At 52.9% G+C, this 22806-nt stretch carries 27 protein-coding genes, 3 tRNA genes and 1 pseudogene; 21 read left to right on the top strand and 10 right to left on the bottom strand.

The annotated features are described in order from the left end of the window. Position 1 precedes the first annotated feature (1 nt). The 9 genes and pseudogenes from MVO87_RS05330 to mntA form a co-directional block, all read right to left on the bottom strand. Positions 2-832 carry a glycosyltransferase family 2 protein gene (locus tag MVO87_RS05330; protein ID WP_297512627.1) on the bottom strand — a complete coding sequence of 277 codons (831 nt, stop codon included), beginning with the start codon at positions 830-832 and terminating at the stop codon, positions 2-4. Continuing rightward, positions 825-1910: a glycosyltransferase family 4 protein gene (locus MVO87_RS05325; RefSeq protein ID WP_297512629.1), complete on the bottom strand. Its 1086-nt coding sequence runs from the start codon at positions 1908-1910 to the stop codon at positions 825-827. Before MVO87_RS05325 ends, MVO87_RS05330 begins: the two co-directional genes overlap by 8 nt. Then, entirely contained in the window at positions 1852-2634 is a 783-nt protein-coding gene (locus MVO87_RS05320) for a glycosyltransferase (RefSeq protein ID WP_297552473.1), read from the bottom strand. The genes MVO87_RS05325 and MVO87_RS05320 overlap by 59 nt, the downstream gene beginning before the upstream one ends. Further along, entirely contained in the window at positions 2624-3880 is a 1257-nt protein-coding gene (locus tag MVO87_RS05315; protein WP_297512632.1) for an oligosaccharide flippase family protein, read from the bottom strand. Before MVO87_RS05315 ends, MVO87_RS05320 begins: the two co-directional genes overlap by 11 nt. Further along, positions 3877-6222: an STT3 domain-containing protein gene (locus MVO87_RS05310; protein ID WP_297512634.1), complete on the bottom strand. Its 2346-nt coding sequence runs from the start codon at positions 6220-6222 to the stop codon at positions 3877-3879. The genes MVO87_RS05315 and MVO87_RS05310 overlap by 4 nt, the downstream gene beginning before the upstream one ends. A 188-nt stretch (positions 6223-6410) precedes the next feature. Next, positions 6411-6602, bottom strand: a pseudogene (locus MVO87_RS05305) (hypothetical protein); the annotation flags it as partial. Between the two features lie 281 nt (positions 6603-6883). Further along, a complete protein-coding gene (locus MVO87_RS05300) occupies positions 6884-7879 on the bottom strand; it encodes a sugar phosphate nucleotidyltransferase (protein ID WP_297552471.1) in 996 nt (331 codons plus the stop codon). Further along, positions 7876-8307, bottom strand: coding sequence for a type VII toxin-antitoxin system HepT family RNase toxin (hepT, locus tag MVO87_RS05295; RefSeq protein ID WP_297516408.1), 432 nt, complete (start codon positions 8305-8307; stop codon positions 7876-7878). The genes MVO87_RS05300 and hepT overlap by 4 nt, the downstream gene beginning before the upstream one ends. Beyond that, complete coding sequence (gene mntA, locus MVO87_RS05290) at positions 8294-8701, bottom strand: type VII toxin-antitoxin system MntA family adenylyltransferase antitoxin (RefSeq protein WP_297516406.1); 408 nt, start codon at positions 8699-8701, stop codon at positions 8294-8296. Before mntA ends, hepT begins: the two co-directional genes overlap by 14 nt. 78 nt (positions 8702-8779) lie before the next feature. On the opposite strand from mntA, the gene MVO87_RS05285 reads away from it, so the two are divergent. From MVO87_RS05285 to MVO87_RS05195, 19 genes are all read left to right on the top strand, one after another. After that, entirely contained in the window at positions 8780-9724 is a 945-nt protein-coding gene (locus MVO87_RS05285; protein WP_297516403.1) for an NAD-dependent epimerase/dehydratase family protein, read from the top strand. Positions 9725-9767: 43 nt separating this feature from the next. After that, a tRNA-Glu gene (locus MVO87_RS05280) sits at positions 9768-9845 on the top strand. Between the two features lie 10 nt (positions 9846-9855). Further along, a tRNA-Ile gene (locus MVO87_RS05275) sits at positions 9856-9933 on the top strand. 412 nt (positions 9934-10345) lie between these two features. Continuing rightward, entirely contained in the window at positions 10346-10681 is a 336-nt protein-coding gene (locus MVO87_RS05270; protein WP_297516401.1) for a hypothetical protein, read from the top strand. 152 nt (positions 10682-10833) lie between these two features. Continuing rightward, positions 10834-10909: transfer RNA gene (locus MVO87_RS05265), tRNA-Gln, on the top strand. A 416-nt stretch (positions 10910-11325) separates the two neighbouring features. Then, positions 11326-11508 (top strand): helix-turn-helix domain-containing protein, encoded by a 183-nt coding sequence (locus MVO87_RS05260; RefSeq protein WP_297552469.1) that lies wholly within the window; start codon positions 11326-11328, stop codon positions 11506-11508. 5 nt (positions 11509-11513) lie between these two features. Further along, positions 11514-11945 carry a DUF7344 domain-containing protein gene (locus tag MVO87_RS05255; protein ID WP_297516419.1) on the top strand — a complete coding sequence of 144 codons (432 nt, stop codon included), beginning with the start codon at positions 11514-11516 and terminating at the stop codon, positions 11943-11945. Positions 11946-12167: 222 nt separating this feature from the next. Then, on the top strand, positions 12168-12767 hold the full coding sequence (locus MVO87_RS05250) for a DUF1102 domain-containing protein (protein ID WP_297516397.1): 600 nt from the start codon (positions 12168-12170) through the stop codon (positions 12765-12767). Between the two features lie 14 nt (positions 12768-12781). Next, complete coding sequence (locus MVO87_RS05245; RefSeq protein ID WP_297516395.1) at positions 12782-13318, top strand: DUF1102 domain-containing protein; 537 nt, start codon at positions 12782-12784, stop codon at positions 13316-13318. Between the two features lie 46 nt (positions 13319-13364). After that, positions 13365-14423 (top strand): signal peptidase I, encoded by a 1059-nt coding sequence (locus MVO87_RS05240; RefSeq protein ID WP_297552467.1) that lies wholly within the window; start codon positions 13365-13367, stop codon positions 14421-14423. A 1-nt stretch (position 14424) separates the two neighbouring features. Further along, on the top strand, positions 14425-15294 hold the full coding sequence (locus tag MVO87_RS05235) for a COG1470 family protein (protein ID WP_297516391.1): 870 nt from the start codon (positions 14425-14427) through the stop codon (positions 15292-15294). A 2-nt stretch (positions 15295-15296) separates the two neighbouring features. Further along, positions 15297-16259, top strand: coding sequence for a DUF5305 family protein (locus MVO87_RS05230; RefSeq protein ID WP_297516389.1), 963 nt, complete (start codon positions 15297-15299; stop codon positions 16257-16259). A 76-nt stretch (positions 16260-16335) separates the two neighbouring features. Continuing rightward, positions 16336-16869, top strand: coding sequence for an inorganic diphosphatase (locus MVO87_RS05225; protein ID WP_297516387.1), 534 nt, complete (start codon positions 16336-16338; stop codon positions 16867-16869). A 30-nt stretch (positions 16870-16899) separates the two neighbouring features. Continuing rightward, on the top strand, positions 16900-17460 hold the full coding sequence (locus MVO87_RS05220; protein ID WP_297516385.1) for a DNA-directed RNA polymerase: 561 nt from the start codon (positions 16900-16902) through the stop codon (positions 17458-17460). A 2-nt stretch (positions 17461-17462) separates the two neighbouring features. Beyond that, positions 17463-17666 (top strand): transcription elongation factor subunit Spt4, encoded by a 204-nt coding sequence (gene spt4, locus MVO87_RS05215; RefSeq protein WP_297063806.1) that lies wholly within the window; start codon positions 17463-17465, stop codon positions 17664-17666. A gap of 1 nt (position 17667) precedes the next feature. Further along, complete coding sequence (locus MVO87_RS05210) at positions 17668-18195, top strand: GTP-dependent dephospho-CoA kinase (RefSeq protein ID WP_297516383.1); 528 nt, start codon at positions 17668-17670, stop codon at positions 18193-18195. Then, entirely contained in the window at positions 18185-18481 is a 297-nt protein-coding gene (locus MVO87_RS05205; protein WP_297516381.1) for a 30S ribosomal protein S24e, read from the top strand. The genes MVO87_RS05210 and MVO87_RS05205 overlap by 11 nt, the downstream gene beginning before the upstream one ends. Before the next feature lie 10 nt (positions 18482-18491). Continuing rightward, positions 18492-18665, top strand: a complete 174-nt coding sequence (locus MVO87_RS05200; RefSeq protein ID WP_011250646.1) for a 30S ribosomal protein S27ae — start codon at positions 18492-18494, stop codon at positions 18663-18665. 29 nt (positions 18666-18694) lie between these two features. Continuing rightward, positions 18695-19270, top strand: a complete 576-nt coding sequence (locus MVO87_RS05195) for a HemK2/MTQ2 family protein methyltransferase (protein WP_297516416.1) — start codon at positions 18695-18697, stop codon at positions 19268-19270. On the opposite strand, the gene MVO87_RS05190 is transcribed toward MVO87_RS05195, so the two are convergent. After that, positions 19255-19389 (bottom strand): hypothetical protein, encoded by a 135-nt coding sequence (locus MVO87_RS05190; protein ID WP_297516375.1) that lies wholly within the window; start codon positions 19387-19389, stop codon positions 19255-19257. The genes MVO87_RS05195 and MVO87_RS05190 overlap by 16 nt on opposite strands. Positions 19390-19512: 123 nt before the next feature. Between MVO87_RS05190 and twy1 the strand changes: the two genes are divergently transcribed. After that, positions 19513-20514, top strand: coding sequence for a 4-demethylwyosine synthase TYW1 (gene twy1, locus MVO87_RS05185; protein ID WP_297516413.1), 1002 nt, complete (start codon positions 19513-19515; stop codon positions 20512-20514). A gap of 62 nt (positions 20515-20576) precedes the next feature. Continuing rightward, positions 20577-22802: a prenyltransferase/squalene oxidase repeat-containing protein gene (locus MVO87_RS05180; RefSeq protein WP_297516374.1), complete on the top strand. Its 2226-nt coding sequence runs from the start codon at positions 20577-20579 to the stop codon at positions 22800-22802. Positions 22803-22806 lie beyond the last annotated feature (4 nt).

The following is a 22806-nucleotide window of genomic DNA, read 5'->3' as shown; positions in this document are numbered from 1 at the left end:
CTCACCTCTTTTTATCTGTCTGGAGATAATTCATATAACCCCCTCCAGCAGCAACATATTCGAGGAGTTTCAACGTTATCACTCCAATCGCGAGATGGGGTCGGCTCCAGAATCTTTTGTTCTTGAAGAATAGGCCAAACCTGTATAAGGCGCTTATCTGCTTGCTCCCGAACTCGTGATATTTCCTTTTGTATTCTCTTGCAGTTTGACCATAGTAGTACTTCTTCCTCAGCCACTTTCTGAGACTGAACCCTTCCTCATGGTGGAGTATTGGAGCTGAGATTCGAGCCCACACGTCGTATCCGAGCTTCTCTATTTTCTGGGGCAGTGTTGATTCCTCGAAAAAAACCACGTTTTCATCGAATCCTCCGACCTTGAGCACAAGTTCCCGCCTAAAGAATCTTGCCGATTCAATGGAGGTCCCTGCGTAAAACTGCCGTTCAAAGTCCCGCACCTTGACCCAGTAGCTATCTCCAACTGAGCGTTCGGGTATTACAATACCACCAATTTTGGGGTCGGATTCCATAAGGGTGACGCATTCTTCAACGACCTTTGGTGTCAGCTCCATGTCAGAATCTACAAAGAGAACGTACTTTCCACGGGCCTCCATCGTGCCGATGTTTTTGGCTTTGGCCCGCTCGCCTTTAACTTGAATTAACCTAGCACCGTACCATTTACAAATCTCTGGAGTATTATCCCGGGAGAAGTTATCCACCACGATAGTTTCAATATTTGGGTATGTTTGATTCTTTATGGATTCCAAACACAACCCGAGGGTTTTACCCGAATTGTAGGTAGGTATTATGATAGACACTAACGGCGTCTTATCCATTTTTTTCACCAACCTCCTTCAAAATCCTCTCAAACCTCTCCGCGCTGTAGTCCCAGTTGAAGCGCCGGGCCCATTCCAACGCGTTCTCGCTGAGCTTAATCCTGAGTTCTTCGTCCTCATAAAGCAGTCTAATCTTCTCGGCCATCGCTTGGGGGTTTGGCTCGCACAGCAGGCCGTTGTAGCCGTCCTGGATTGAGTCCCTCAGCCCGGGCACGTTGTAACCTATCGCGGGAGTTCCAAGGGCATTGGCCTCAATCACGACCCGTCCCCATCCTTCTCTTATGCCTGGAACGAGCAGGACGTGTGAGCGCATCATAATCTCGTCTCTTTCCTCGGCGGGAACGAAGCCTTTGAATTCAACGTTGTAAGTACTGTATTGCTTTTTAAGGTTTTCTAGTAGTTCACCACGCCCAATCATTACTAACTGTCCGCTCTCCGCAATTATGGAGGCTTTTATGGCATCTTCGGGTCTCTTGGTGGGGGTCATCCTGCCGACGAAAACTGCGGTGAACTCGTCGTATTTTTCAGGAACTCTCTCGAGAACGTTTCCGTTGAGACCGTTGTAAACGATTTCAACGTTTTTAAAACCCAGCTGAAGCAGGTCTTCCCTAGTGGAATTTGAGACAGTTATAGTTGGCACTTCCCGATAAAACTTCAACCAGTACGGTTCAAGTATCCTTTTGCCCACGACGTTGATTGGAAACGGCGTCTTGTAATCCCAGAACTCAACGGCGAGCTGGTGAATGAGCGCAACCACGGGCTTCCTCACGTACTTGGGGGTTAAGAACGGTCGCGTGTTTATCTCGTCGATAACGATGTCGAAGTCTCCCTCATGCTTGCGGTAAAACCTCTTTGCATGGGAGTACACGGTGTTGAACAGCCCGATGATTTTTCCTCTCCGGATTATTTGGACTCCATTAATCTCAGTTCTCGTACTTGCACCTTCGAAACTGGACGTAAACAGCGTTACCTCGTGCCCATTCCTAACTAACCTCTCCGCTATCTCATGGGTGTATACCTCAGCGCCCCCCGCCTCGGGGTGCTCGATATCCTTCCAGTTGAGCCAGAGAATCCTCATGAATACCACCGTTGTAATAGTGGAGAACGTTTTTCCTGTAATACACAGCCATGGTGTCGAGGAACATCCTCGCTATTGCCCTCCAATTAATGGAGGAGTTATATACCTTGTGCTCAATCTTCACGGGAATCTCTACAATGCTGTATCCATACATGCTTATTACCGTGAGTAACTCGACATCGAATGCGTATCTCTTGACCGTTATCCTCGGAAACACGTTTTCCAGAACGTGCCTCTTGAACGCCTTTAACCCGACCTGAGTGTCTGAAACGTCCAGTGAGAGAAGCACTTTTACGAGATTGCGATAGGCGGTACTGAACAGCCATCTCTTGAACGTGTAGTTGACCCTTGCACCGGGGATGTATTTTGAGCCTATTGCCACGTCATATCCGTTATTAAGGGCACTGATGAAACGATGAACCTGGGAAGGGGGTATGTCGAGGTCGGAATCTAAAAACACGATGAACTCGCCGGTGCTGTGCTGGAATCCTTTTCGCAGGGCATACCCTTTACCCCGGTTCTTGGTGTACGACACTACTTTTACGTTTCTATATTTCCTGCTGAGCTCAATTGCTATGCTCTCTGTGTCGTCCGAGGAGCCATCGTTTATTATGATAATCTCGTGAGGGATACGGGAAAGTTCCTTCTTTGTTTTAACGACCGATTCGCGGAGATATTTGCCTTCGTTGTACGCTGGCATCAGCACGGAGACTTTAGTCATCATCCCTTCCTCGGGAGATTAGTGATAATAATGAAGTTATAAACGTTACTACACCAACAACTATAAGTGCTGTTATAATGTTACTAATTGTTGAATGAAATTTGCTTATTAACACTACTATCTCCACAAGCAGGGACGCTATGAGAGCAACGCCTATCCTGAAGTTCCTTATGGAGAGGGAGTAATTGAGAATTACTGACACCATTGCAAGGAACATCATCGCGAGGGCGTACCTCCAGAGGTATGGACTGGCATCGAAGTATTTGCCCCCGTAGACTATGCTGAGTATCGTTCCGGGAAATAGGGCATACACAACCACCACACCGCCGGCGATGACACCTGCGAGGAGCAATCCCTTAATCAGAATCTTTATCGGGTTTTCTCCCCTTTCATGAATCTTGGACGCCTCTGGGAATATGACCATCCCAATTGCTCCCGGCGCGAAAAGCGCTATCTTCCCGAGGACGGAGATTGAGGAATAAAGACCGGCCTCGGAGGGGGATAAGTAGTGCTTTACGATAATCATATCCATGTTCCACAGGGTTGTGTACGCGAACAGTGCTATAAACGCTCCCCCGCTGTAGTGTAGGATTTCACGGAGGGGAACCTTGGCGCGTTCGTCTAGTTTAAGGATATCGGCTATCAGCCAGAGGGTCAGAGCGAACGCCATGACGTGGGCCAGGAAAACCCCCCCAACGCCACCGATGACACCGTGGCCGGCAATAACCAGGAGAACCGAGAACACGAGCTTGAACAGCGACCACGAGGATGTGCTCAGGCCAAGAGCCCCAAACCTCTGGAGCCCCCTTAGCGCTCCCTGGTAGACTGGTAGGACAAGACCGAAGGGAACCGACGCAAAGAGGACGATTAGGTACCAAGGGTTGTCTATGTTAAGGAATTTAGATACCTCCGGGGAAATCATTGCCACCAAGAGCACCACAAGGGCCCCGGTCAGGAACAGTCTTTTCGTTGACTCGACTATCAGGCTCCTGACGACTCCGAATTCCCCCCGGATTCCGTAGACGTTGACGAACTTCGTGACTGATGTGTTGATTGTCGTGAATGCCACGGAGAACATGTAGAAGAGCGACAGCAACGCCAGGAGCTCCCCGTACTGGACTGGCGTTAACAGGCGTCCCATTATGAGCTGGTAGAGGTAGTTAAAGCCGTTTGAGAGCACGCTGGCCGTGAGCATTATAATCGTGTTCCTGTACAGGGAGTCATCGAGGATTCTCCTTACCGCGTTCACTTTTTCTCTCCTCCAACAACGTCCTCAATCCTGAAAACTCCCCTGTCAAGCACGGTTTTGCCCTTTGAGTAGGTGTACCTCACGACAACGCTCCCGTTAAGGTTTTCCGGCAGGATGAACTCATCTTTGCCCTTAATGCTGAACCACTTCTTGTAAACCCTTGTCCCGTTGTCGAGGAAGCCGTAGATTCCAAGACTAGTTCCAGTCGCGTTCTCAAACTTCAACACGACCGAGCCGTTCTCGGCCGTAACAATAACATTCGGGTGCACGAACCTAAATATCTTAACGATTCCTCCGTCCGAGTAAACGAGCTTGTAGTCCTTTGGATACTCGTCGGTGAGCATCAGCCTCGCGAGGCTCGTGTTGAAGGCCTTGGCGTTCATGAGCACCGCGTAGCCGTAGTTGAGGTTTATGTAAACGTAGGCCTCCATTGTGGGCTTCTCTTTCAGCGGCACCTTTTCAACCTTCGTCCCTTTCTCTATGAAGAGCTCGACGGGAACCCCCCATACATTCCCAATCCTGACCTTTGCGTCCCAGCTCTCCCCCGGTGTTGCCATTATGGCGTACCCAGGAGCCATGAACGTTAGCACACCGGGGGTTGGGACCGGCTTCAGAAGAATCATGGCGTACCCGCTTTCCTTGGCCGTTTCAAGTATTGCTCCAAACTTCTCAACGGCATCGAGGGAAACGATGACGTAGTCAATTCCGGAGCTCATCAAGCTTTTCTCTGTCACTTTTCCTAGATAATACCTGGCCACGAATGCATTTGCGCTTCCCTGAGCAACGGGCGCTCTCTCCGCAAAGTACGTCACCCAGTGCCCCTCGTCCCACCAAGTAAGAACGACATCGTTGATGTTTGAGTGGTTGCCGAGGTACTCCAGAGCCCTTTCCCAGTTGTCGTTCACGATGGGTTTTATGGAAAGCGTGTTTTGAACCTCCGCGACGGCCGTCGTCAGGGGCACGGCTATAACGAGTCCACTCAGTGCGAGGGACAGGTATCTCTTAACGGAATCCGGAGAGAGTTCTATGAGGTCTAAGACCGAAGCCAACCCAACACCTGCCATAATCGCGACGGCGACGGAACCAATGAAGAGGAAGCGCGTCCATATAAGGAGCATGGGGATTGCCACGAGTCCGAGGCCGAGAGCAACGTAGTCCCCCAGGTTCCTCCTTCTAAAGGACAATGCAAAAAGGGGTACTGCAACGAAAGCCGGCCCGTAGGCCTCCCACAGGTCTCTCATGGCGGTTCTCTGGGTCTCTACTATCGGGGCCTTGGTAAAAATCTTTTCCAGAAGGTTTTGGGCGATTCCATGGTAATGACCTGCTAGGGCAATGCCCGCTATGGTAATAATTCCCACGATTGAGGCCCTGATTTTCCAGCTTTTTACTAACCTCGCTGAGATAAGGAGGATGGCAATGGCAATAACTGAAACGGGAACGGCGTACTTAAGGTACAACAGCAGAAAGGCATCCTTTATAAGGCCGAACTGGAGTCCAAGCTCCTCGGCGAACTTCTTGCCGAGCCATCTGTTGTAGCTAGCCATACCGTAGCCAAAGGTTTCACCGAGGGCGTTGGCTATCAGGGCCCCAAAGGCCGTTGAAAGCGCGATGGCCAGTCCGTCCAGAATTCTTTCGTCTTCCCTGAGAAGAAAAGCCCCTATTGATAGAAGAACCGCGTTTGCCAGAACGAAGGCGAAGATTGGGTAGTACGCCTGCCAGAATATTGCAGATAAGCCCGTCGCTATCCCGGGGATTAGGTAGAACGCGAACCTCTCGTACTTCCACCTCCTGGGCTTCCATGCCAACCCAAGGGCGATTCCAAAAAGAGCCACGCTGTACCAGAAGAGCATGTAGTTGTCGCCCCTGTAATAGCCCGCCATCGAGCGGAAGACGTGGCCAAAGCTCACCGCGAGAAGGAATGCCGAGAGGAAGGCTTCTCTCTCCCCGTACAGTTTGAGAACGGAGATGTAGACAAGGACAACAGTTAGAACGCCGAAGATTACCGGGGTTATCCTGAATGCATTGTAGAGGGAAACGCCAAATGGATGAAGGAGTTTGTAAATGAAAGCTGGCGTCATCCAGAGGCCAAGGGGATGGAAATTATGAACTTGATAACCCCAGGGACCGAGGGCGTAGGGGAAGAAATTCACCCAGCCGTGCGTTAGGGCGTACCTGATGTAAGCAAGATGGAAGAACGGGTCGTAACCTAGGAGGTACTTAAAGCGCATGGGGAGGAGCCTGAGGATGAGTGCCACAACGGCTATTATCGGGACGGCGAACTTCGGTTCGATGAGTTTCCGGTAAAGGTGGGACGCCGTTTCAGACTTCAATCGCCATCTCATTAAAGCTCCCCTCTCGCGTAATTGTAATCTATCCTTCAGTCTACTACCCTCGTAAAGTAATAAAAGCGTTGCGTAATGGAACTTCACTCTGGTCTCGTCCGCGGGTGCTCCCCACTTCTTCTCATATCGTAGATTCAAAACTTATTGGGGGCTAACGGAAAAAAGTCAGGTTTGGAAGATTCTCTTAATTACCGGGTCGGGAATGCTGTGCCCCTCCCCACATGCTCCAGAAAGCCGTAGTTAACGAGCTTTTTTGGGAGTAGGTTAAGATTTTTGTCATCAATCTCCTTGCCTTCCCTGAGTTCTTGGGCGTTCTTTATTTCCGTCCAGGAAGCGGAGTTCTTCCTGGAAGTGATGCCTGCCACGATTTCCATAATAGCCCTGTACCTCGGGAAGCCCTGTCCAGTTCCTCAAACTCCGAACGAATGTATCCCTCAGCCTCGATAAGAACGTCCTGAATGGCATCCCAGTGGGTCTTCCCATCAACTCTGCTTGCCCCGTAATGTGTCAGCCAGCTGGGTACACCGTCGAGAGCCTTGATAGCAGAGAGTATCTCCTTTGGATTTGCAGACAACCCATACTCTTCAAAACCCTCTCAAGGAACTCAAAACTCTGAGAGGGGTGTCAAAAAGCATTGGACTCCACCCGAAACAGGTACCCTCTACTCACCCCTCTGTATCTTTGCGTGACCGCCAACGAGACTCTTTCTGAGCTCGAGATTCCTTATCTCGCACTTCTCGTCTATGATGGAGCGCCATATGGTGGAGTTCCTGATTATGGTTTTTCTGAAGATTATCGAGTCGCTGACGTCGGAGTTCTCTATAACGCACTCCTCGCCGATGTAGGCGAAGGGCCCTATAATAGAGCGGCCGAGTATCTTCGCACCACGCTTTATCACAACAGGTGGAATTATTTTGGAGTAGGGGCTTATCTGGATTTCCTCAATGTGGCTCTCTTTCAGAAGCGTTCTTAAAGCTTCCAGGTAGCTGTCCGCGCTCCCTATGTCGTACCAGTACTCGGAGAAGCGGTAGGCCTTTATCGGCTCCCCCCTCGCGAGAAGCCACTGGACGAAGTAGCCCGGTGAATCCCGGTTTCCGTTGCTCAGGTAGTCGTCGAGGAGTCCCATAACCCTCTTCGGAAAAACGTAGACACCGGTGCTGATTAGCGTCGAACGCGGCTGTGCCGGCTTCTCCTCGAAGGCTACCACCCTGTCGCCCTCTAGGACAACAACGCCGTAGCGCTTGGCCAGCTCAAGGTCTCCAACGTCGTAAACCGCTATAAGCGTATCTCCAGAGTGCCTCGCCAGAAAATCCTCCAGCGAGAACGAAAACAGGTTGTCTCCCGCTATGAGGAGGTAATCATCTAAACCGAGCTCTTCAACGGCCTTCTTCATCGCCCCTATCGTTCCGAGCTTCTCTTCCTCGTGGAGAGTGTCCTCAACGATTAGCTCGACGCCGTACTCTTCCGCGATTGGCCTGAAGTGGGACTCGAAGAAGCGGTTGGTGGAGATGTAAACCGGCAGGTCGAGCCTTAGGACTTTCTCAAGGATGTGGTCTATTATCCTCTTCTCCCCGACCGGGAGCAGTGCCTTTGGGTTGTCCTTCGTTATTGGCCACAGCCTTGTGGCATAGCCACCTGCCATTATGAGGACTTTCATGGGTTTTCCCTCCGAAGTTCCTTTGAAATCGAGTTCATAAATTCCTCAATATCTGACAGGTTATCCTGGAGTATCTTATAAATAAACTCATCATCAACCTCCCAGTAAATGTGGACAAGTCTGTTCCGGAATCTCGTCATGAGAACAAGTCTCTTGGTTAAATCATTGTTAATGATTCCCCTTTCATTTAAAACCCTGAACGAATCTGCGTAGTCCTTTGGAAGCCTCATTTTGTTCCTTGATATCAGGTGATAAGCAATGTCAATGCACGCTTCGATTGCAACGAGAAGGTTGTACTTTGCGCTTGAAACATAGTGTCTATTCTGAAGAAATTCCTCCTTGGGGAGTTCCGAGAGCTCATAAAGTGCTTCTAGAGCAGCCCTAGCCTCCGACATCAGGCGAGTTACCTTCTCCTCATCGTATTCCAAGGGCCTCCCTCCTGTACATGTTCAAGTAGTATGAGTAATCGTGATACTCTCGCATCGTCCCCTCCTCGAAGTCGCACCGAGCTTTCTCGTCCCTGCTGAAGAGCAACAGGCCTCCAATGGCGCGGAACCTGAACGTTACAGGAGCGTCGTTGAGAACTCTAACGTCAACTGGAAGCCCGATTATTCTTGAGAGCTCCTCTTCCAGCTCCTCCTCGTAGAACGGGTGGGCCTCAAAACTTACGTAGACTGCCACATCTACGTCCCTGAAGGGTCCATCCTCAAGGAAGGAGCCGTGCAGGTAGGCAAAGGCGATCTCGTCCCGGCTTGAGAGGAAATCCCTGAGTGACTTGATAATCCTTTCTTTTTCTTCCTTCCCCAGCGTGTAAACCTGCATGGTAGTGGGTATGGTGTTGGATACAAAAAACTTTCCCAAAGCTTAATAACAGTTGCTCAAACTCCGTATGGTGATACCATGAAAGTTCTTGTCACAGGTGGGGCTGGCTTCATAGGCTCGCACCTCGTTGATAAGCTCATGGAGCTCGGACATGAGGTCAGGGTTCTCGACGACCTCAGCGCAGGCAGTCTAAACAACATAAAACGCTGGCTCGATAACGAGCGCTTTGAGTTCATCAAAGGCGACATGAGAAACCCGGAAATTGTGAGGGAGGCCGTTAAAGACGTTGAGGTCATCTTCCACCTCGCGGCCAACCCGGAGGTTAGAATCGGCTCTCAGAGCCCCGAACTTCTCTACGAGACCAACGTGCTGATAACCTACAACCTCCTCAACGCGATGAGGAATTCGAGCGCCAAGTACATCGTCTTCACGAGCTCTTCAACGGTTTACGGTGACGCCGAGGTCATACCTACTCCCGAGGACTACGCCCCGCTCGAACCGATAAGCGTCTACGGCGGGGCGAAGCTCGCGGCAGAGGCTTTGATAAGCGGCTACGCCCACACCTTCGGGTTCAGGGCTTTAATCTTCCGCCTTGCTAACATCATAGGCGAGCGCTCCAACCACGGGGTGATTTACGACTTCATCAACAAGCTCAGGAGAAATCTGGAAGAGCTTGAGATACTCGGCGACGGAACGCAGAGGAAGAGCTACCTCCACGTGAGCGACACCGTTGAGGGAATGCTCAAAATATTCGAGCACTTCAAAGGCACCGGGAAAACCGTTGACTTCTACAACCTCGGCAACGACGACTGGATAACCGTTCGGGAGATAGCGGAGATAGTGAGCGAGGAGATGGGCCTTAAGCCGAGGTTCGTCTTCACTGGTGGAGTTGACGGGGGCAGGGGCTGGAAGGGCGACGTCAAGTTCATGCGTCTGAGCATAGAGAAGGCAAAAGCCACCGGCTGGAGGCCGAGGTTGAACAGTTATGAGGCCGTGAGGAGAACAGTTAGAGAGCTTCTCTGACCGAAAACTTTTTAAACCCTCCCTCGCCCTTAATCTCGGACACGCCCCGGTGGTGTAGCCCGGTCAATCATGCGGGACTCTCGATCCCGCGACCCGGGTTCAAATCCCGGCCGGGGCACCAGAATTCTTATGGGCCCGTGGCTCAGCCTGGTCAGAGCGCCCGCCTGATAAGCGGGAGGTCCGGGGTTCGAAGCCCCGCGGGCCCACCATTGCAGCCCTTGCTTCGCAAGCGCTGGCGGAAGTTTATGTGCCTTTCTGAAAAGTGCAGTTTCAGAAGGGTTCTGTTAAATTTGCTTCACTTTAGAGTGTTTCACTCTAAGAAGGCGCCCGGAGGGCGCCGATGGCAATTTGAAACTATCTGAGGGGTTTTGTTGTAGTGTTAAACCCCTTTGGATTTGCTCTTTGGTTAGTGCACGACTGACTTTTTGCTCATTAGTGATAAGGGCAATCCTTTGGTCAAGCTTTCCTAAAGCTTGCTCGCCTTCGCGAAGTTTGACCAAGGCTCGTGATTCTTCGTTAAGAATGCAATTCTAAGGAGTTTGCGTTTTCAAACGGCCATTTTTCTTGGGAGAATTCTCTTTAAAAGAGCTATTGAGGGGGGTTTCTCTAAGAAGCGCTCCTTTGGAGCGCGATAAAAAGCAAACCCAAACTAAAAGGCCTCTAGAAGTGAGAATTCCAAAACATCTCCTAGATGTTGAAAGTGCAAACGCTCTTGAAGAAGCCCTTGTTAAAGGAATCACAAACTTTGATGAAACCAAAGTTTCAGCGCTAGTGGGGAAATTTTCTGGTGAGAAGTTGCTCGATAGGGGGTGTGTATCAAAGTGGACATGCTCATTGGAATGGCTGGTTTCCACAAGGGGTTTCCTTTTAAGCTTGCTATTCTGGAGCGTGTTTCTTCCATTAGCGCCCGAAGGGCGCTGTTTTAAGTTGGACACCTCCTCTCAAAGCTATCCTTGAGGTAAACCCCCAAAACTATTGGGTGCTTGATGAGGCATGCAACTTTCTCCTGCCTTTTTGGATAGCTAGACCATTTTGGTCAAGCTTTGCGCAAGCAAAGCTTGCGGGGAGTAAAATTTATAAATCCTCTCCTTTAGCTATTCAACGGGCACAGCCCCGTGGTGTAGCGGCCAAGCATGCGGGACTCTGGATCCCGCGACCGGGGTTCGAATCCCCGCGGGGCTACCATCGTTTAAGGGCTCCAGAACCCCGAACCCCCTCTCTTAAATTCCCTTCTCGAACCTCGTGTTATACTTCAAAACGTATTTTTGCCGTTGATGTTTATCCTAACACGTCGCGATTTTTCCTGGTCTTTCCCGTGAATTCGCCTTCAAAGATGAGCTGGATGCACAGTTCTGCCCGTTTATTTTGGAAAATCCGTGGAATTCCGTTTGCTGTTCCGACTATTTCTGCCTTTGTTTTTGAATATGTCCTTTTGTTGAGCGTTTTTACCCGAATTCTGCTTGATTCACTTTCCCTTCTTCTCTAACTTCCTTTCTCGAACTTTTGAGGCAGGTTTAAATACTACCTTCCCCTATTTTTCCAAGGCCGGGTCTTACTCCGGTCGGGAGGTCGTAGTCATGAGGGGGGATTTTGAGAGTGAAATGGTTGAGATGCTCCGCGAGAGGGAGCTGACCGTTGCGTTCATCACCCGTTTTCTTATGGAAAGGGGCTTTGACGTCACGAGGCAGGGGGTCGAGCGGGCCCTCAGACGGTTGGCCAAGGCCGGTCTCGTCGAGACGAGGGTGGGCAACAACGGTAGAAAACACTACAGGTTGGCACGGTGATTGCCATGGGGACCTCCTCGGTCATACTCGGAAACAGCAGGAGGATGCTCATGATTGAGTACCTCCAGAAGTCCGACGGGAGGGCCGAGCTGAGGGATATGGTTGAGTACATAGCCAAGAACGAGGGAAACACTGACCGGAAGCACAGAAAGAGCGTCTACGTGAGCTTGGTCCAGACGCATATTCCGAAGCTCGAGCGTGAGGGGGTTATAACCTTTAAGCACGGCATTGTAACCCTCGTGAAGGTGCCTGACGATGTTACCGTTTACATGGAGACCGTCAAGAAGAACGACATAAGCTGGAGCACCTTTTACATAGGGCTCTCCCTGCTGTTCTTCCTAACTGCCCTCTACCTGAACAACCTTCACCTTGCCATCGCATCACTGGTTTACGCCGGTGTTGGGGTTATTCACCACAGGAAAATGAAGCGCATTTAGGCCTTCTTTTCTTGGGTAATCTCCCATTACCGGCCGTTAATCCGACATTTCATATATACCCCAACAGGCCAAGGAATTAGTGAGCAACCCGAGGGGGTTGCTGAGGCACTGCGTTGATTTCACCGTTGCAGTGGTTGTGAGTGTGTCTTGGTTTAGGGATGAACCTTCACTCTCACCGCTGACTTCTCTGCCACAGTGCCTCCAATCTGGAGGCGAAAAAAAATGAGAAAGAATCTTGCCTTAGGAATTTTTGGCCTGTTGGTGGCCTTTGGTCTCGTGTTAGGGGCTGGAGCCAACTTCAGGGACTACAACGCTGACAGGAGTGTCCACTGGGACATCGTCAGCGATGATACTGAACTCATTGACCTGACGCCCATTCAGCCCTACGCGTACATAAACGACGGTGGCGTTCTTGTCGTTGATATAAGCCCGGACAACCCGAACTACCCCGGTTATGGCAAGGGCCTCAGCCCGAACTCGGAGTACAACTTCGACGAGGTCTTTGAGGTAAGCAACGACCTTTGGGAGGACAACATGAGCATAGTCGTCAGGATTACCAACGCCAACACCGCGATACAGTTCTATGGAGCAGACCACGACGTTCACTATGTTGATACCGGACAGATAGTCTACGCCAGCGACATGGCCAAGAACGACGTCTGCTTTGTCCTTGGTCCGGGAGAGGCCGTTAAGGTTGGTATGGACTTCACCGTTGGGAACTCGCTCCCCGGAGACAGCGAGAGCAGCACCATACACATCCAGGCATACAGGCTTGGCACCGAGCCCAGCGAGCTAGTCGGCAAATGCGGTCAGGGGTCATGAAGGGGGTATGAAAGATGAATAAACTGTTTGGATTGGCTTTACTGATGGTTGGAATGCTCCTGGCGGTTGGAGCCGGGGCAAACTTCAGATATTACTCTGCCGATAGGCAGGCGAGCTTCGATGTCGTCTCGGACGACAACGAGCTGATTGATTTGACCGCCCTTCAGCCCTATGTGACCTACGACGCTGGAAAGATGTACGTTGATATCAGCCAGTACAACCCGAACCACCCGACGGGCGGTGGAAACGGTATGAGCCCGAACACGACCTACGTCTTTGAGGAGATGTTTGAGGTCAGCAACGAGCTCTGGGAGAACAACGAGACCAGCTACCCGATATGCGTCACCATCAAGACCGAGCACGATGACGTCTTAATCTTCGCGGGAACCTACGACAGCCCCATAGCCGGACCATCAAGCAACATTCAGTTCACCGTCGAGCATGGAAACCCAATTCCGGTTGGAATGATATTCGACAACACGAACTCAACAATTGGTGAGTATCAATTCCAGATGAGCATTGAAGCGGTTGCTGGAGCTTGCGAGCAGTGATTTCTTTTCGGGGCCTTTGCCCCAACCCCTTTGAGGGGGAGTTGCTATGAAAAAAATACTTGAGTTCACCTTTGCTTTCATTGTGATTGCCTTTCTCCTTGGCTCGTTAGCGGGCTTTTTCTTGGACCGCCCCGTGTTTCTCTCGTACGTTTACTCCGATAGCATGACGCCCACCATAAACAGGGGCGACCTCTTCTTGATGAATCCCCTTGCGAAGAACTTCGAGGTTGGCGATATCATAGTTTTCCACAGGCGCGACGGCTGGACGGTTCACAGAGTCTTCGCGGTTACCGATGAGGGATTCATAACTAAGGGAGACAACAACGTTGCCACCGACCAGCAGGACGGCCTTTATCCGCCCGTAAACAACTCTGACGTGGCAGGAAAGGTGGTCGTTCTCTTAGGCAAACCCCTTGTCCTGAGGGGAGGGGGGAACTTAATCCAGTCCCTGAGGGCAAGGCTCAGCAACGTCTACGCGATAGTGGTCCTCCTTATCGTCGGGGCGTTCCTTACGTTTTCGGGGGACTCCAAAAGGAAGAAGCGAGTTAAGTACTACCGCGTGAGCATTAGAACCCTATATGCGGTTGCATCGGTCATGATAGTGGCAGGCTTTCTCTTCGTGACGGTTGCCTCGTGGGGAACTCTAGCCTTCAGCTACTCCTCAACGCTCGCCGGCGGCCAGAGGGATGGCTGGTACCTGCCAGGTTCAACCTTCGATAAGAACCTGAGCGTCGAGAACAAGGCCCTGTACCCGTTTTACTACTTCATCAGCGGCGACGGAGAACGGGCTCAGCTGTTGGGGCCGACGTTTTTCCGCATTGGTGGGGGTTCAAGCGTTGAAGTTCCCGTCCACGTCACCGTTCCAGAGGACACAAAGATTTACAGGGAGGAGTTCCAGGTCAGGTCTTATCCGGCAATCCTTCCCGCTTCACTCGTGATTTTCCTGTACTCCTTCAGCCCGTATCTCCCGTTCGTAGCCTACGCCCTGCTAATCTCGGCAGTGCTCTTGGCCTTCTACCATCTCGCGGGGATTTCGGAGGGGGACGTTCTTAGAATCAGGAAACGGAGGGGAAGTATCCTCTCCAAGGTACTCGGAGATGGTTAGCATGAGAAAATTCATACTTATCACGACTTTCCTCCTCGGGCTGCTCCTGATAGTGGGTTCGAGCGGGAATTTTCGGGCTTACACGGCAAGTAGGAGTGCCGAGTTTGAGGTTGTGGGTGGAAGCGATTCCTACATAGCGTACCGCTGTCTGTCGGAGCCGGTTCCGGTTAACGCAAGCTCGGGCGTGGAGTTCACGGCCATAACAGTTGAAAACCTGATGGACCGACCGATAACGTTCCACGTGGAGGGGAACTACTCCTCCCTTCCGGATGGCCTCAGCGGGAGCGTTAACGGTTCAACTTACACCCTTGAGCCGGGCGAGTCGGTTACAATCGGTGGGAGCTTCTCAGCGGATGACGACGTTGATGACGGCACCTACGAGGTTCCCCTGACCGTTTATGCGGAGTGGGACGGCGGAAGCGCCGAGCTCAAGGACTGCTCGATGTATGCTAAGGTTGAGAAGCCAACCTACGTGCTCAGGAAGGCCATAGTTGGGGACGTTTACAACTACACTGTTTGGAATTGGTATTCAATAACCCTGCAACTCAACTTTACCAACAACGGTCCGGAGGGCGACTTCGTCATAAAGGACTTCATCCCATATCCGAGGAGTGCGTTTTACATAGTGCACCACCCAGAGGCGAGCTCCGGCGATGCAGACATGCATTTCCGGGTTGGTCACTGTGGATGCTGGGGCTGGCTCATAGTGTGGCACGTCCACGTAGCTCACGGAGAAACGGTAACCCTGAACATCCCAATGAGCGTTATCTTTTACTGTCCGCGCGATTACGTCCTCAACTGCGGGGCTCATCTGTGCGGCACCGACGTCGTCTCGAATAAAATCACGGTTCACGTAACTGGAGGTCGTTGATTATGAAGATTGATAAAAAGCGGGCGCTCCTCGGAGGTCTTGCCCTCTCGGTTTCCCTCGCCTTCATCTTTGCCCTCTACTCGGGCGTTGCCTACTCGAGGGAACCCGTAACAACGAAGGCAACCTACTCAAAAGCCTACGCGCAGGAGGGACACTTTACGGCCTATGGGCTGTTCTCGAACGAAACCGTTTACGGTAACGGGACTTCCCTTGAATACTATCCCTCAAAGATAACCGACATGATAGTTGGGACATACGAGTTCTCATCGGACGGTGCTAGGGGAAGCTACGAAGCCGTTCTTCACGTCAACTACTACGTCACCTCGGGCAAGAAGAGGGTCTACATCGTCAACGACACGGAGCTCCTCGCCAGGGGTACCTTCGTGAATTCCTTCGAGGTTCCAGTTGAGCTGAACTTTACTGAGCTGAACGAGAGACTCCAGATGGTTCGCGAAGGAACGGGCCTCTACCGTGCCGAGAGGGAAGTTTACGTCACCGTGAAAGTTCTGGCCAACGGGAGGGAGTCCTTCACCCAGGAAATCCGGCTGAAGCGCGACGCATCGGGGATGCTGTACTTCAGCGGGACGGACAAGGAGTACCAGAAGGTCGTGAGAACGGTCAGCACAACCACGAACTCGCTTTCCTTTGCCGGCTCAGACGTCGGAGTCTCAACGGCCAGAACCGTTTTCCCGGCCATGGCACTGCTTTTCGCGATTCCCCCGGTGGGGTTCATCTACGCCAAGCGCGAAAAGAAGGAACGCGAGCCCAAGGAGTTGAAGAGTCTGAAGAAGTACACGGTTGAGGGAACGTCCCCCGATGGGAGGCGCGTTGAGCTTTCCTCCCCGAAGGACCTTGAGAGGGTCTTCGAGCTCGTTGACAGGCCTATAGTACACTACCGCGACGGCGATACTGACGTCTACGCGATAACCGACGGTGAAACCGTTTACGAGTACCGGGCGAATTAGCCCGGACACCAACAACTTTAAAAGCCCAAGCGGAAAGCCACCTTAGGAATTCTAAAAGGGTTAGAGGTGGTTAGAGATGAACCCGTTCCACGAGCTTGAGCCCGGACCGAACGTTCCGGACGTTGTGTACGCTCTCATAGAGATTCCGAAGGGAAGCAGGAACAAGTACGAGCTCGACAAGAAGACCGGACTCCTCAAGCTTGACCGCGTCCTTTACAGCCCGTTCTTCTACCCAGTGGACTACGGAATAATCCCGCAGACCTGGTACGACGACGGCGACCCCTTTGACATAATGGTCATCATGCGCGAGCCGGTTTACCCGCTCACCATCATCGAGGCCAGGCCGATAGGCATTATGAAGATGGAGGACAGCGGAGACAAGGACTGGAAGGTTCTCGCCGTTCCTGTAGAGGACCCGTACTTCAAGGACTGGAAGGACATAGACGACGTTCCAAAGGCCTTCCTCGACGAGATTGCCCACTTCTTCCAGAGGTACAAGGAGCTCCAGGGCAAGGTCACCACCGTTGAGGGCTGGGGCAACGCCGAGGAGGCCAAGAAGGAAATCCTTAGGGCCATAGAGCTCTACAAGGAGAAGTTTGGAAAGGAGTGATTCCCTTCAACTCTTTTTGGAGGTTAGGCCATGTACAAGCTTTTGACGGTTAAGGACGTCGTCAGGATTCCGCCCAGGATGTTCACTATGGACCCGAAGGATGCGGCCAAGAAGGTCCTCCGCGAGACCTACGAGGGCATCTACGATAGGGACGAGGGAGTAATCCTGGCAATCCTCGACGTTCACGACGTGGGGCAGGGAATAATCGTCCCAGGCGACGGGGCCACTTACCACGAGGTCACCTTTGACGTCCTCGTCTGGAAGCCCGAGAACGGGGAGGTCGTCGAGGGCGAAGTCGTGGAGATGATGCCCTACGGAGCCTTCATCAGAATCGGTCCGATGGACGGTCTCGTCCACATAAGCCAGCTCATGGACGACTACGTCGTCTTCGACGAGAAGAACAGGCAGTTCATAGGCAAGGAAACCAACCGCGTCCTCAAGCTCGGCGACTTCGTGAGGGCGAGGATAATCGGCATAAGCGTCAAGAGCAGAATCATCAGGGAGAACAAGATTAACATGACCATGCGCCAGCCCGGTCTCGGAAAGTTCGAATGGATTGAGAAGGAGAAGAGAAAGGCCAAGGAGGAGTGAGCATGGCGAAGGAGAGGGCCTGCAGGCACTGCCACTACATAACGACCGAGGACCGCTGTCCCGTCTGCGGGAGCAGGGATTTGAGCGACGACTGGTTCGACCTCGTCATAATCCTCGACACCGAGAGCAGGATAGCGAAGAAGCTCCGCGAGAGCATACCAGAGGCGGCGAAGGTTCCTGGCAAATACGCCATAAGGGTCAGGTGAAATGTTGTTCCGCCTAACCAAGGAGCTCAGGAGAGAGCTCAAGAAACCGCTGGGGGAGCTGATAAAGGGCCCGATTCCGGAGCCCTACCTTCGGATTAAGGACGAGCTTAGGGGTAAAACTGTAATTACCGTTGGGGATGTCGTCACCGAGAACGTCCTCAAGCTTGGCATTTCTCCTTCCCTTGCCCTCTACGACCTCAGGACGAAGAGGACCGACTATTCTCCCGACATAAACGCGAAGGCCGTCTTCATGACCGTTTCAAATCCCCCTGGGACCATAACGAAAGCTTTATTAGACGCCGTCAGAAAGGCCTTCCGCCTCGTCGAGCGGGGCAGGCCGGTTCACATACTCGTCAGCGGTGAGGAGGATTTGGGGGCTGTTCCAGCGGTGCTCTACGCCCCTCTCAACTCCGTCGTCCTCTACGGCCAGCCCGACGAGGGGGTAGTGCTTATAAAGGTAACACCCGAATGCAAGCGCAGGTGTGCGCAAATACTTGCCAAGATGGAGGTGGTTCGTGATGGAGATTAAGGTGACCGAGATAAGGGAGAACAGGCTCCTCGGAAGAAAGGAGATATACTTTGACATCATCCACGAGGGCGAGCCTACCCCGAGCAGGGAAGCGGTGAAGGGTAAGCTCGTTGCCATGCTCGACCTCGACCCGAACACCACCGTTCTCCAGTACATCAGGAGCTACTTCGGAAGCCACGTCAGCAAGGGCTACGCCAAGGCCTACGAGACGAGGGAGAGGATGCTCTACATAGAGCCCGAGTACATCCTCGTTAGGGACGGCCTCATTCAGAAGGAGGAAGAGTGAGGTGGTGTAAATGGCCAAGGGCAAGAAGAAGACCAGCCAGAAGTGGAAGCTCTACGAGGTTAAGGGTGGAAAGGTCGTCAGGAAGAACAAGTTCTGCCCGCGCTGCGGGCCGGGCGTCTTCATGGCCAACCACAAGGACCGCTGGTCCTGCGGAAGGTGCGGCTACACCGAGTGGAAGAAGTGATTTCCCTTTCTTTTCTCTTGGCGATGGCGATGCCGGTCTATTACGGAATAAGGATTGAACTCCACCCGGACGTCTATGAGCCGGCGGAGGATACGTTTCTCCTCGCCGAGACCCTTGAGGTCAAGCCCGGTGAGATTGCACTCGACGTTGGAACCGGGACGGGGATTATAGCCCTCCTCATGGCGAGAAAAGCCAAACGCGTTCTCGGCGTTGACGTGAACCCAAAGGCCGTAGAACTCGCCAGAAAGAACGCCCTGCTGAACGGAATCGGGAACGTCGAGTTTCGCCTGAGCGACCTCTTTGAGAACGTTTCTGGAAAGTTCGACGTGATAACCTTCAACGCCCCATACCTACCGGGCGAGCCGGAGGAACCGATAGATTTGGCCCTCGTCGGGGGGGAAACCGGGAGGGAGGTGATAGACCGGTTCATCCGGGAGGTGCCTGATTACCTGACCGAGAACGGCAGGGTTTACCTCGTCCAGAGTTCGATAACCGGGATTGAAGAAACGCTGAATCTTTTCCGGAAAGTCGGCCTTAGGGCTGAGGTCGTCGCCAAAAGGCACCTCTTCTTTGAGGACATCGTGGTTGTTCAGGCCAAGCGGTAGCGCCTTATCTCGTGGAGGAGCTTTACCTTAGGCCTCTCGTTATCTTCCTCGGGCTCCTCTCCAGGGAAGAGAACTATCTCCCTCGGCTTGAGCATGGGTTCGGGTTTTATGCGCATCATGGTTGTGGGCTCGGCCTCCACCTTTTAAACCTTTCGCAGATTGACGAAGGAATTTTCGACGATGCACAGTCGCGACCAATCAGGTTTTTAAAACCTCCTCCGAGTTTGGGTTAGGTGAGACTAATGGCGATAGTGGTTAAGGCCAACCCTAACATGCCGGAGGAAATCGCGCTCTTGTTTCGAAAACAGCACTACGAGCTCGTTGGGAGGCACAGTGGCGTTAAGCTCTGCCACTGGCTCAAGGAGAGCCTCACAAAGGGCAGATTCTGCTACAAGCAGAAGTTCTACGGCATAGCAAGCCACCGCTGCCTGCAGATGACACCAGTTTTAGCTTGGTGCACCCACAACTGCATCTTCTGCTGGCGCCCGATGGAGAGCTTTCTGGGAACAGAGCTTCCCCGGCCCTGGGACGACCCTGCTTTCATCGTCGAGGAGAGCATAAAGGCCCAGAGGAAGCTTTTGGTGGGCTACAAGGGCAACCCCAAGGTTCCGAGGGAGAAGTTCGAAGAGGCCTGGAACCCGAAGCACGCGGCGATTAGTCTCTCGGGCGAGCCGATGCTCTATCCCTACATGGGCGACCTGGTTGAGGAGTTCCACAAGCGCGGTTTCACTACCTTCATAGTCACCAACGGAACCGTTCCGGAGAGGCTGGAGGAGATGATAAGGGAGGACAAGCTCCCGACCCAGCTCTACGTCTCGCTCACGGCTCCGGACATCGAGACCTACAACCGCGTCAACGTCCCGATGATTCCCGACGGCTGGGAAAGGATTATGGAGACGCTCAGGCTCATGCGCGACGCGGAAACGAGGACGGTGATAAGGCTAACCCTCGTTAAAGGCGAGAACATGCACAGTCCCGAAAAGTACGCCGAGCTGATTAAGATAGCGAACCCGATGTTCGTCGAGGCCAAAGCCTACATGTTCGTCGGCTTCTCGCGGAACAGGCTCACCATCAACAACATGCCGAGGCACGAGGAAATCAGGGCCTTCACCGAGGAGCTCGTGAGGCACCTCCCCGGCTACCACATCGAGGACGAGTACGAGCCGAGCAGGGTCGTTCTCATCATGCGCGACGACGTGGACGGCAGAGGAAGGGGATTGACGGGAAGGTTCATCTCTGATTGATTCCACGCCACGTGGAAAACTTTATTTAGATTCCTCTCCATTTTTGGTTGGGGTGTGAGTATATGAACAGGATAATGGCGGTTTTAATGGTCATCCTCCTGGTAATTCCCGGCGCTTACGCTGGCCAAATCAGCTGGAGCGTTAACTTTCTCGAAGATACCTCTTCCAACGTTCAGAGCGTTCGAGAAATGAGCCTCGTTCTCATGGCCCTTTCCGGTGCCCAGAAGGCCGTTGGCAACACGTCTGCCGATAAAATCGACTCCCTCACCATGAGACTGCTCTCCCTTCAGAACTCTGACGGCGGGTGGGGTTACCTTCCGAACGAGACAAGCAACGTGGTTGACACTTCTTATGCCCTTATTGCCCTTCTTAAGGCAGAACCGTACGTTTCTCCGGTTCATCGCTCCGCTCTCATCGAGGGTGTTTCGGGTGCGGTATCTTATCTTCTGACGTCCTCGTCCGACGGAGGTTGGGGCTACGTCCTGGACAGTGCTCCCGCCTTCTACCCGACCGTCATGGCGGTCTGGGCTCTCGGTGAGTACGGCTACTACTATACGGAGAACCCAATAAAGAACGCAGTCGGCTTCCTCCTCTCCGCCCCCTCGACCCTCCCCGCTCCCCAGGCTCTTGCGCTCAAGGTTATAGCCCTCCACGCCGTTAACTACCCTGTGTCTGAGGACCTTGTCTCCAACGTTGAGGAACTCCTCAGGAGCGACTCTATAACGACCCTCGACAGGACCATGCTCACTTATGCCCTTGAGCTCGTCAGGCCCCTTGACTTCACCACGTCCTTCTTCGTGAGCAAACTGCTCGAACTCGCCAACGTTTCCGGCGACTACGCCTACTGGCTCTCGTCGCCAACGTATCCCCTCACGACTCCTGAGGTAGTCAAGACGTCTGCATTCGCACTCATGGCTGTTGCATATCTCGAGCAGTACACCCCTCAGCTTCCTGCTGAGCAGAACCCCTACGTTGCCCCGTGCTCCGCCCTTGAGTCGCTCCAGAACGACGACGGGGGCTGGCCCCTTGTCAAACCCGGCCCGTCAAACGAGAAGGCAACTTACTACGCCCTCCTCGCTCTCAAATACTGCGTTCCGACCAACGAGTCCGTCGAGAAGGCACTCTCGTGGGCCAGGGAAGCTCTCACTGTCGATGGGGCGAGGATGGTGAGCACCCACAGGTTCTCCCCCGCTTACTTCTACGCCCTCGAGACACTGCTCCACTTCAACGCCCTCTCGGCGGAGGAAAAGGAGAAGGCCATCAACGACATAATTTCCTCTCAGCTTCCCTATGGAATTGGCCTCTGGGGCAACAACCTCGGCCCCCAGCCCTACCAGACGGCACTCGCCGTCAGGGCCCTCTTTGACCTCGGCGTTCCTGCCAACGACTCCCTGATTCAGCGCGCAGTTAAGTGGGTTCTGGGCACCTCCAACGGGGGATGGGGAATCTACGTTTCGACTCCATACTTCTCCTACATGCTGAGGCCCGACGTCATGACGACCGTTTCAATAATTGAGGCCCTTCGGGGAATCGTGCCCAAGGACGAGCTCAAGCCCCACGCGGAGTGGCTCGTTTCCCAGCGCGTTGACGGTGGATGGGCCTACTGGAAGCCCTACTACGACCCGATGAGCGGCCGCGTTATCCGGGAGAAACCCACCGTTGAGCTGACCGTTCGCGTTACCGACGTTCTGGCTGAGTTCGGCTACAACTTCAGCAGGGACACCCTCAACTTTGTCATCGAGGCCAAGCAGAGCGGTGAAATCAACGGAAAGCCCGTCGAGACGGCCTTTGCAGTGATGTACCTCTCCCGCTACAAGTTCGTTCCGAAGGTCACCCTTGATGACGTCAGGCTGGCCCTCGGTTCGGAGCTTTTTACAATCGTGACATCCGGACTCTCCAAGAACGAGACCTACGAGATAGTGAACTCCCTCGTCAGGCTCTATGGAAACTCCTTTGTGGTGTCCAATACGACTGAAATAGGCGAGGGTTACTACCTAGTCGTGGCGCCCTACGGAAGCTACAACGTCTCCGCCTACAATCCCTACCTCAACTTCCGCGTTGAGAACGGAAGTGTAGTGGTGGCCAACTACACCGCGCCGGTGGATTCCTCGATAGTGCTGGTTCCGGGCTACACCCCGGACGGAAACGTGCTCTTTGTGTTCTACTCCCCATCGAGCAGGTGGATGGCCGTCGAGCTCTTCACAACGGGCTTCATACGCTACATTCGCGGTGATGCAATGGTGCTGACGTACAAAAACGACAGGTTCATCCAGAAGGTCGTGGGGTGAAGGC

The sequence above is a fragment of the Thermococcus sp. genome, from assembly GCF_027063845.1.
Lineage (GTDB): Archaea > Methanobacteriota_B > Thermococci > Thermococcales > Thermococcaceae > Thermococcus.
Note: the sequence above shows the minus strand (reverse complement) of the source record. Positions and strands in the feature narration are given on the sequence as shown.

Coding starts and splice junctions, on each gene's coding strand:
- MVO87_RS05320 (WP_297552473.1), bottom strand. CDS start 2,634: ATGATGACTAAAGTCTCCGTGCTGATGCCAGCGTACAACGAAGGCAAA.
- MVO87_RS05285 (WP_297516403.1), top strand. CDS start 8,780: ATGAAAGTTCTTGTCACAGGTGGGGCTGGCTTCATAGGCTCGCACCTC.
- mntA (WP_297516406.1), bottom strand. CDS start 8,701: ATGCAGGTTTACACGCTGGGGAAGGAAGAAAAAGAAAGGATTATCAAG.
- MVO87_RS05235 (WP_297516391.1), top strand. CDS start 14,425: ATGAGAAAATTCATACTTATCACGACTTTCCTCCTCGGGCTGCTCCTG.
- MVO87_RS05240 (WP_297552467.1), top strand. CDS start 13,365: ATGAAAAAAATACTTGAGTTCACCTTTGCTTTCATTGTGATTGCCTTT.
- twy1 (WP_297516413.1), top strand. CDS start 19,513: ATGGCGATAGTGGTTAAGGCCAACCCTAACATGCCGGAGGAAATCGCG.
- MVO87_RS05230 (WP_297516389.1), top strand. CDS start 15,297: ATGAAGATTGATAAAAAGCGGGCGCTCCTCGGAGGTCTTGCCCTCTCG.
- MVO87_RS05180 (WP_297516374.1), top strand. CDS start 20,577: ATGAACAGGATAATGGCGGTTTTAATGGTCATCCTCCTGGTAATTCCC.
- MVO87_RS05325 (WP_297512629.1), bottom strand. CDS start 1,910: ATGAGGATTCTCTGGCTCAACTGGAAGGATATCGAGCACCCCGAGGCG.
- spt4 (WP_297063806.1), top strand. CDS start 17,463: ATGGCGAAGGAGAGGGCCTGCAGGCACTGCCACTACATAACGACCGAG.
- MVO87_RS05195 (WP_297516416.1), top strand. CDS start 18,695: ATGCCGGTCTATTACGGAATAAGGATTGAACTCCACCCGGACGTCTAT.
- MVO87_RS05250 (WP_297516397.1), top strand. CDS start 12,168: ATGAGAAAGAATCTTGCCTTAGGAATTTTTGGCCTGTTGGTGGCCTTT.
- MVO87_RS05300 (WP_297552471.1), bottom strand. CDS start 7,879: ATGAAAGTCCTCATAATGGCAGGTGGCTATGCCACAAGGCTGTGGCCA.
- MVO87_RS05310 (WP_297512634.1), bottom strand. CDS start 6,222: ATGAGATGGCGATTGAAGTCTGAAACGGCGTCCCACCTTTACCGGAAA.
- MVO87_RS05220 (WP_297516385.1), top strand. CDS start 16,900: ATGTACAAGCTTTTGACGGTTAAGGACGTCGTCAGGATTCCGCCCAGG.
- MVO87_RS05210 (WP_297516383.1), top strand. CDS start 17,668: ATGTTGTTCCGCCTAACCAAGGAGCTCAGGAGAGAGCTCAAGAAACCG.
- MVO87_RS05200 (WP_011250646.1), top strand. CDS start 18,492: ATGGCCAAGGGCAAGAAGAAGACCAGCCAGAAGTGGAAGCTCTACGAG.
- MVO87_RS05245 (WP_297516395.1), top strand. CDS start 12,782: ATGAATAAACTGTTTGGATTGGCTTTACTGATGGTTGGAATGCTCCTG.
- MVO87_RS05205 (WP_297516381.1), top strand. CDS start 18,185: ATGGAGATTAAGGTGACCGAGATAAGGGAGAACAGGCTCCTCGGAAGA.
- MVO87_RS05260 (WP_297552469.1), top strand. CDS start 11,326: ATGGTTGAGATGCTCCGCGAGAGGGAGCTGACCGTTGCGTTCATCACC.
- MVO87_RS05225 (WP_297516387.1), top strand. CDS start 16,336: ATGAACCCGTTCCACGAGCTTGAGCCCGGACCGAACGTTCCGGACGTT.
- MVO87_RS05190 (WP_297516375.1), bottom strand. CDS start 19,389: ATGATGCGCATAAAACCCGAACCCATGCTCAAGCCGAGGGAGATAGTT.
- MVO87_RS05330 (WP_297512627.1), bottom strand. CDS start 832: ATGGATAAGACGCCGTTAGTGTCTATCATAATACCTACCTACAATTCG.
- MVO87_RS05255 (WP_297516419.1), top strand. CDS start 11,514: ATGGGGACCTCCTCGGTCATACTCGGAAACAGCAGGAGGATGCTCATG.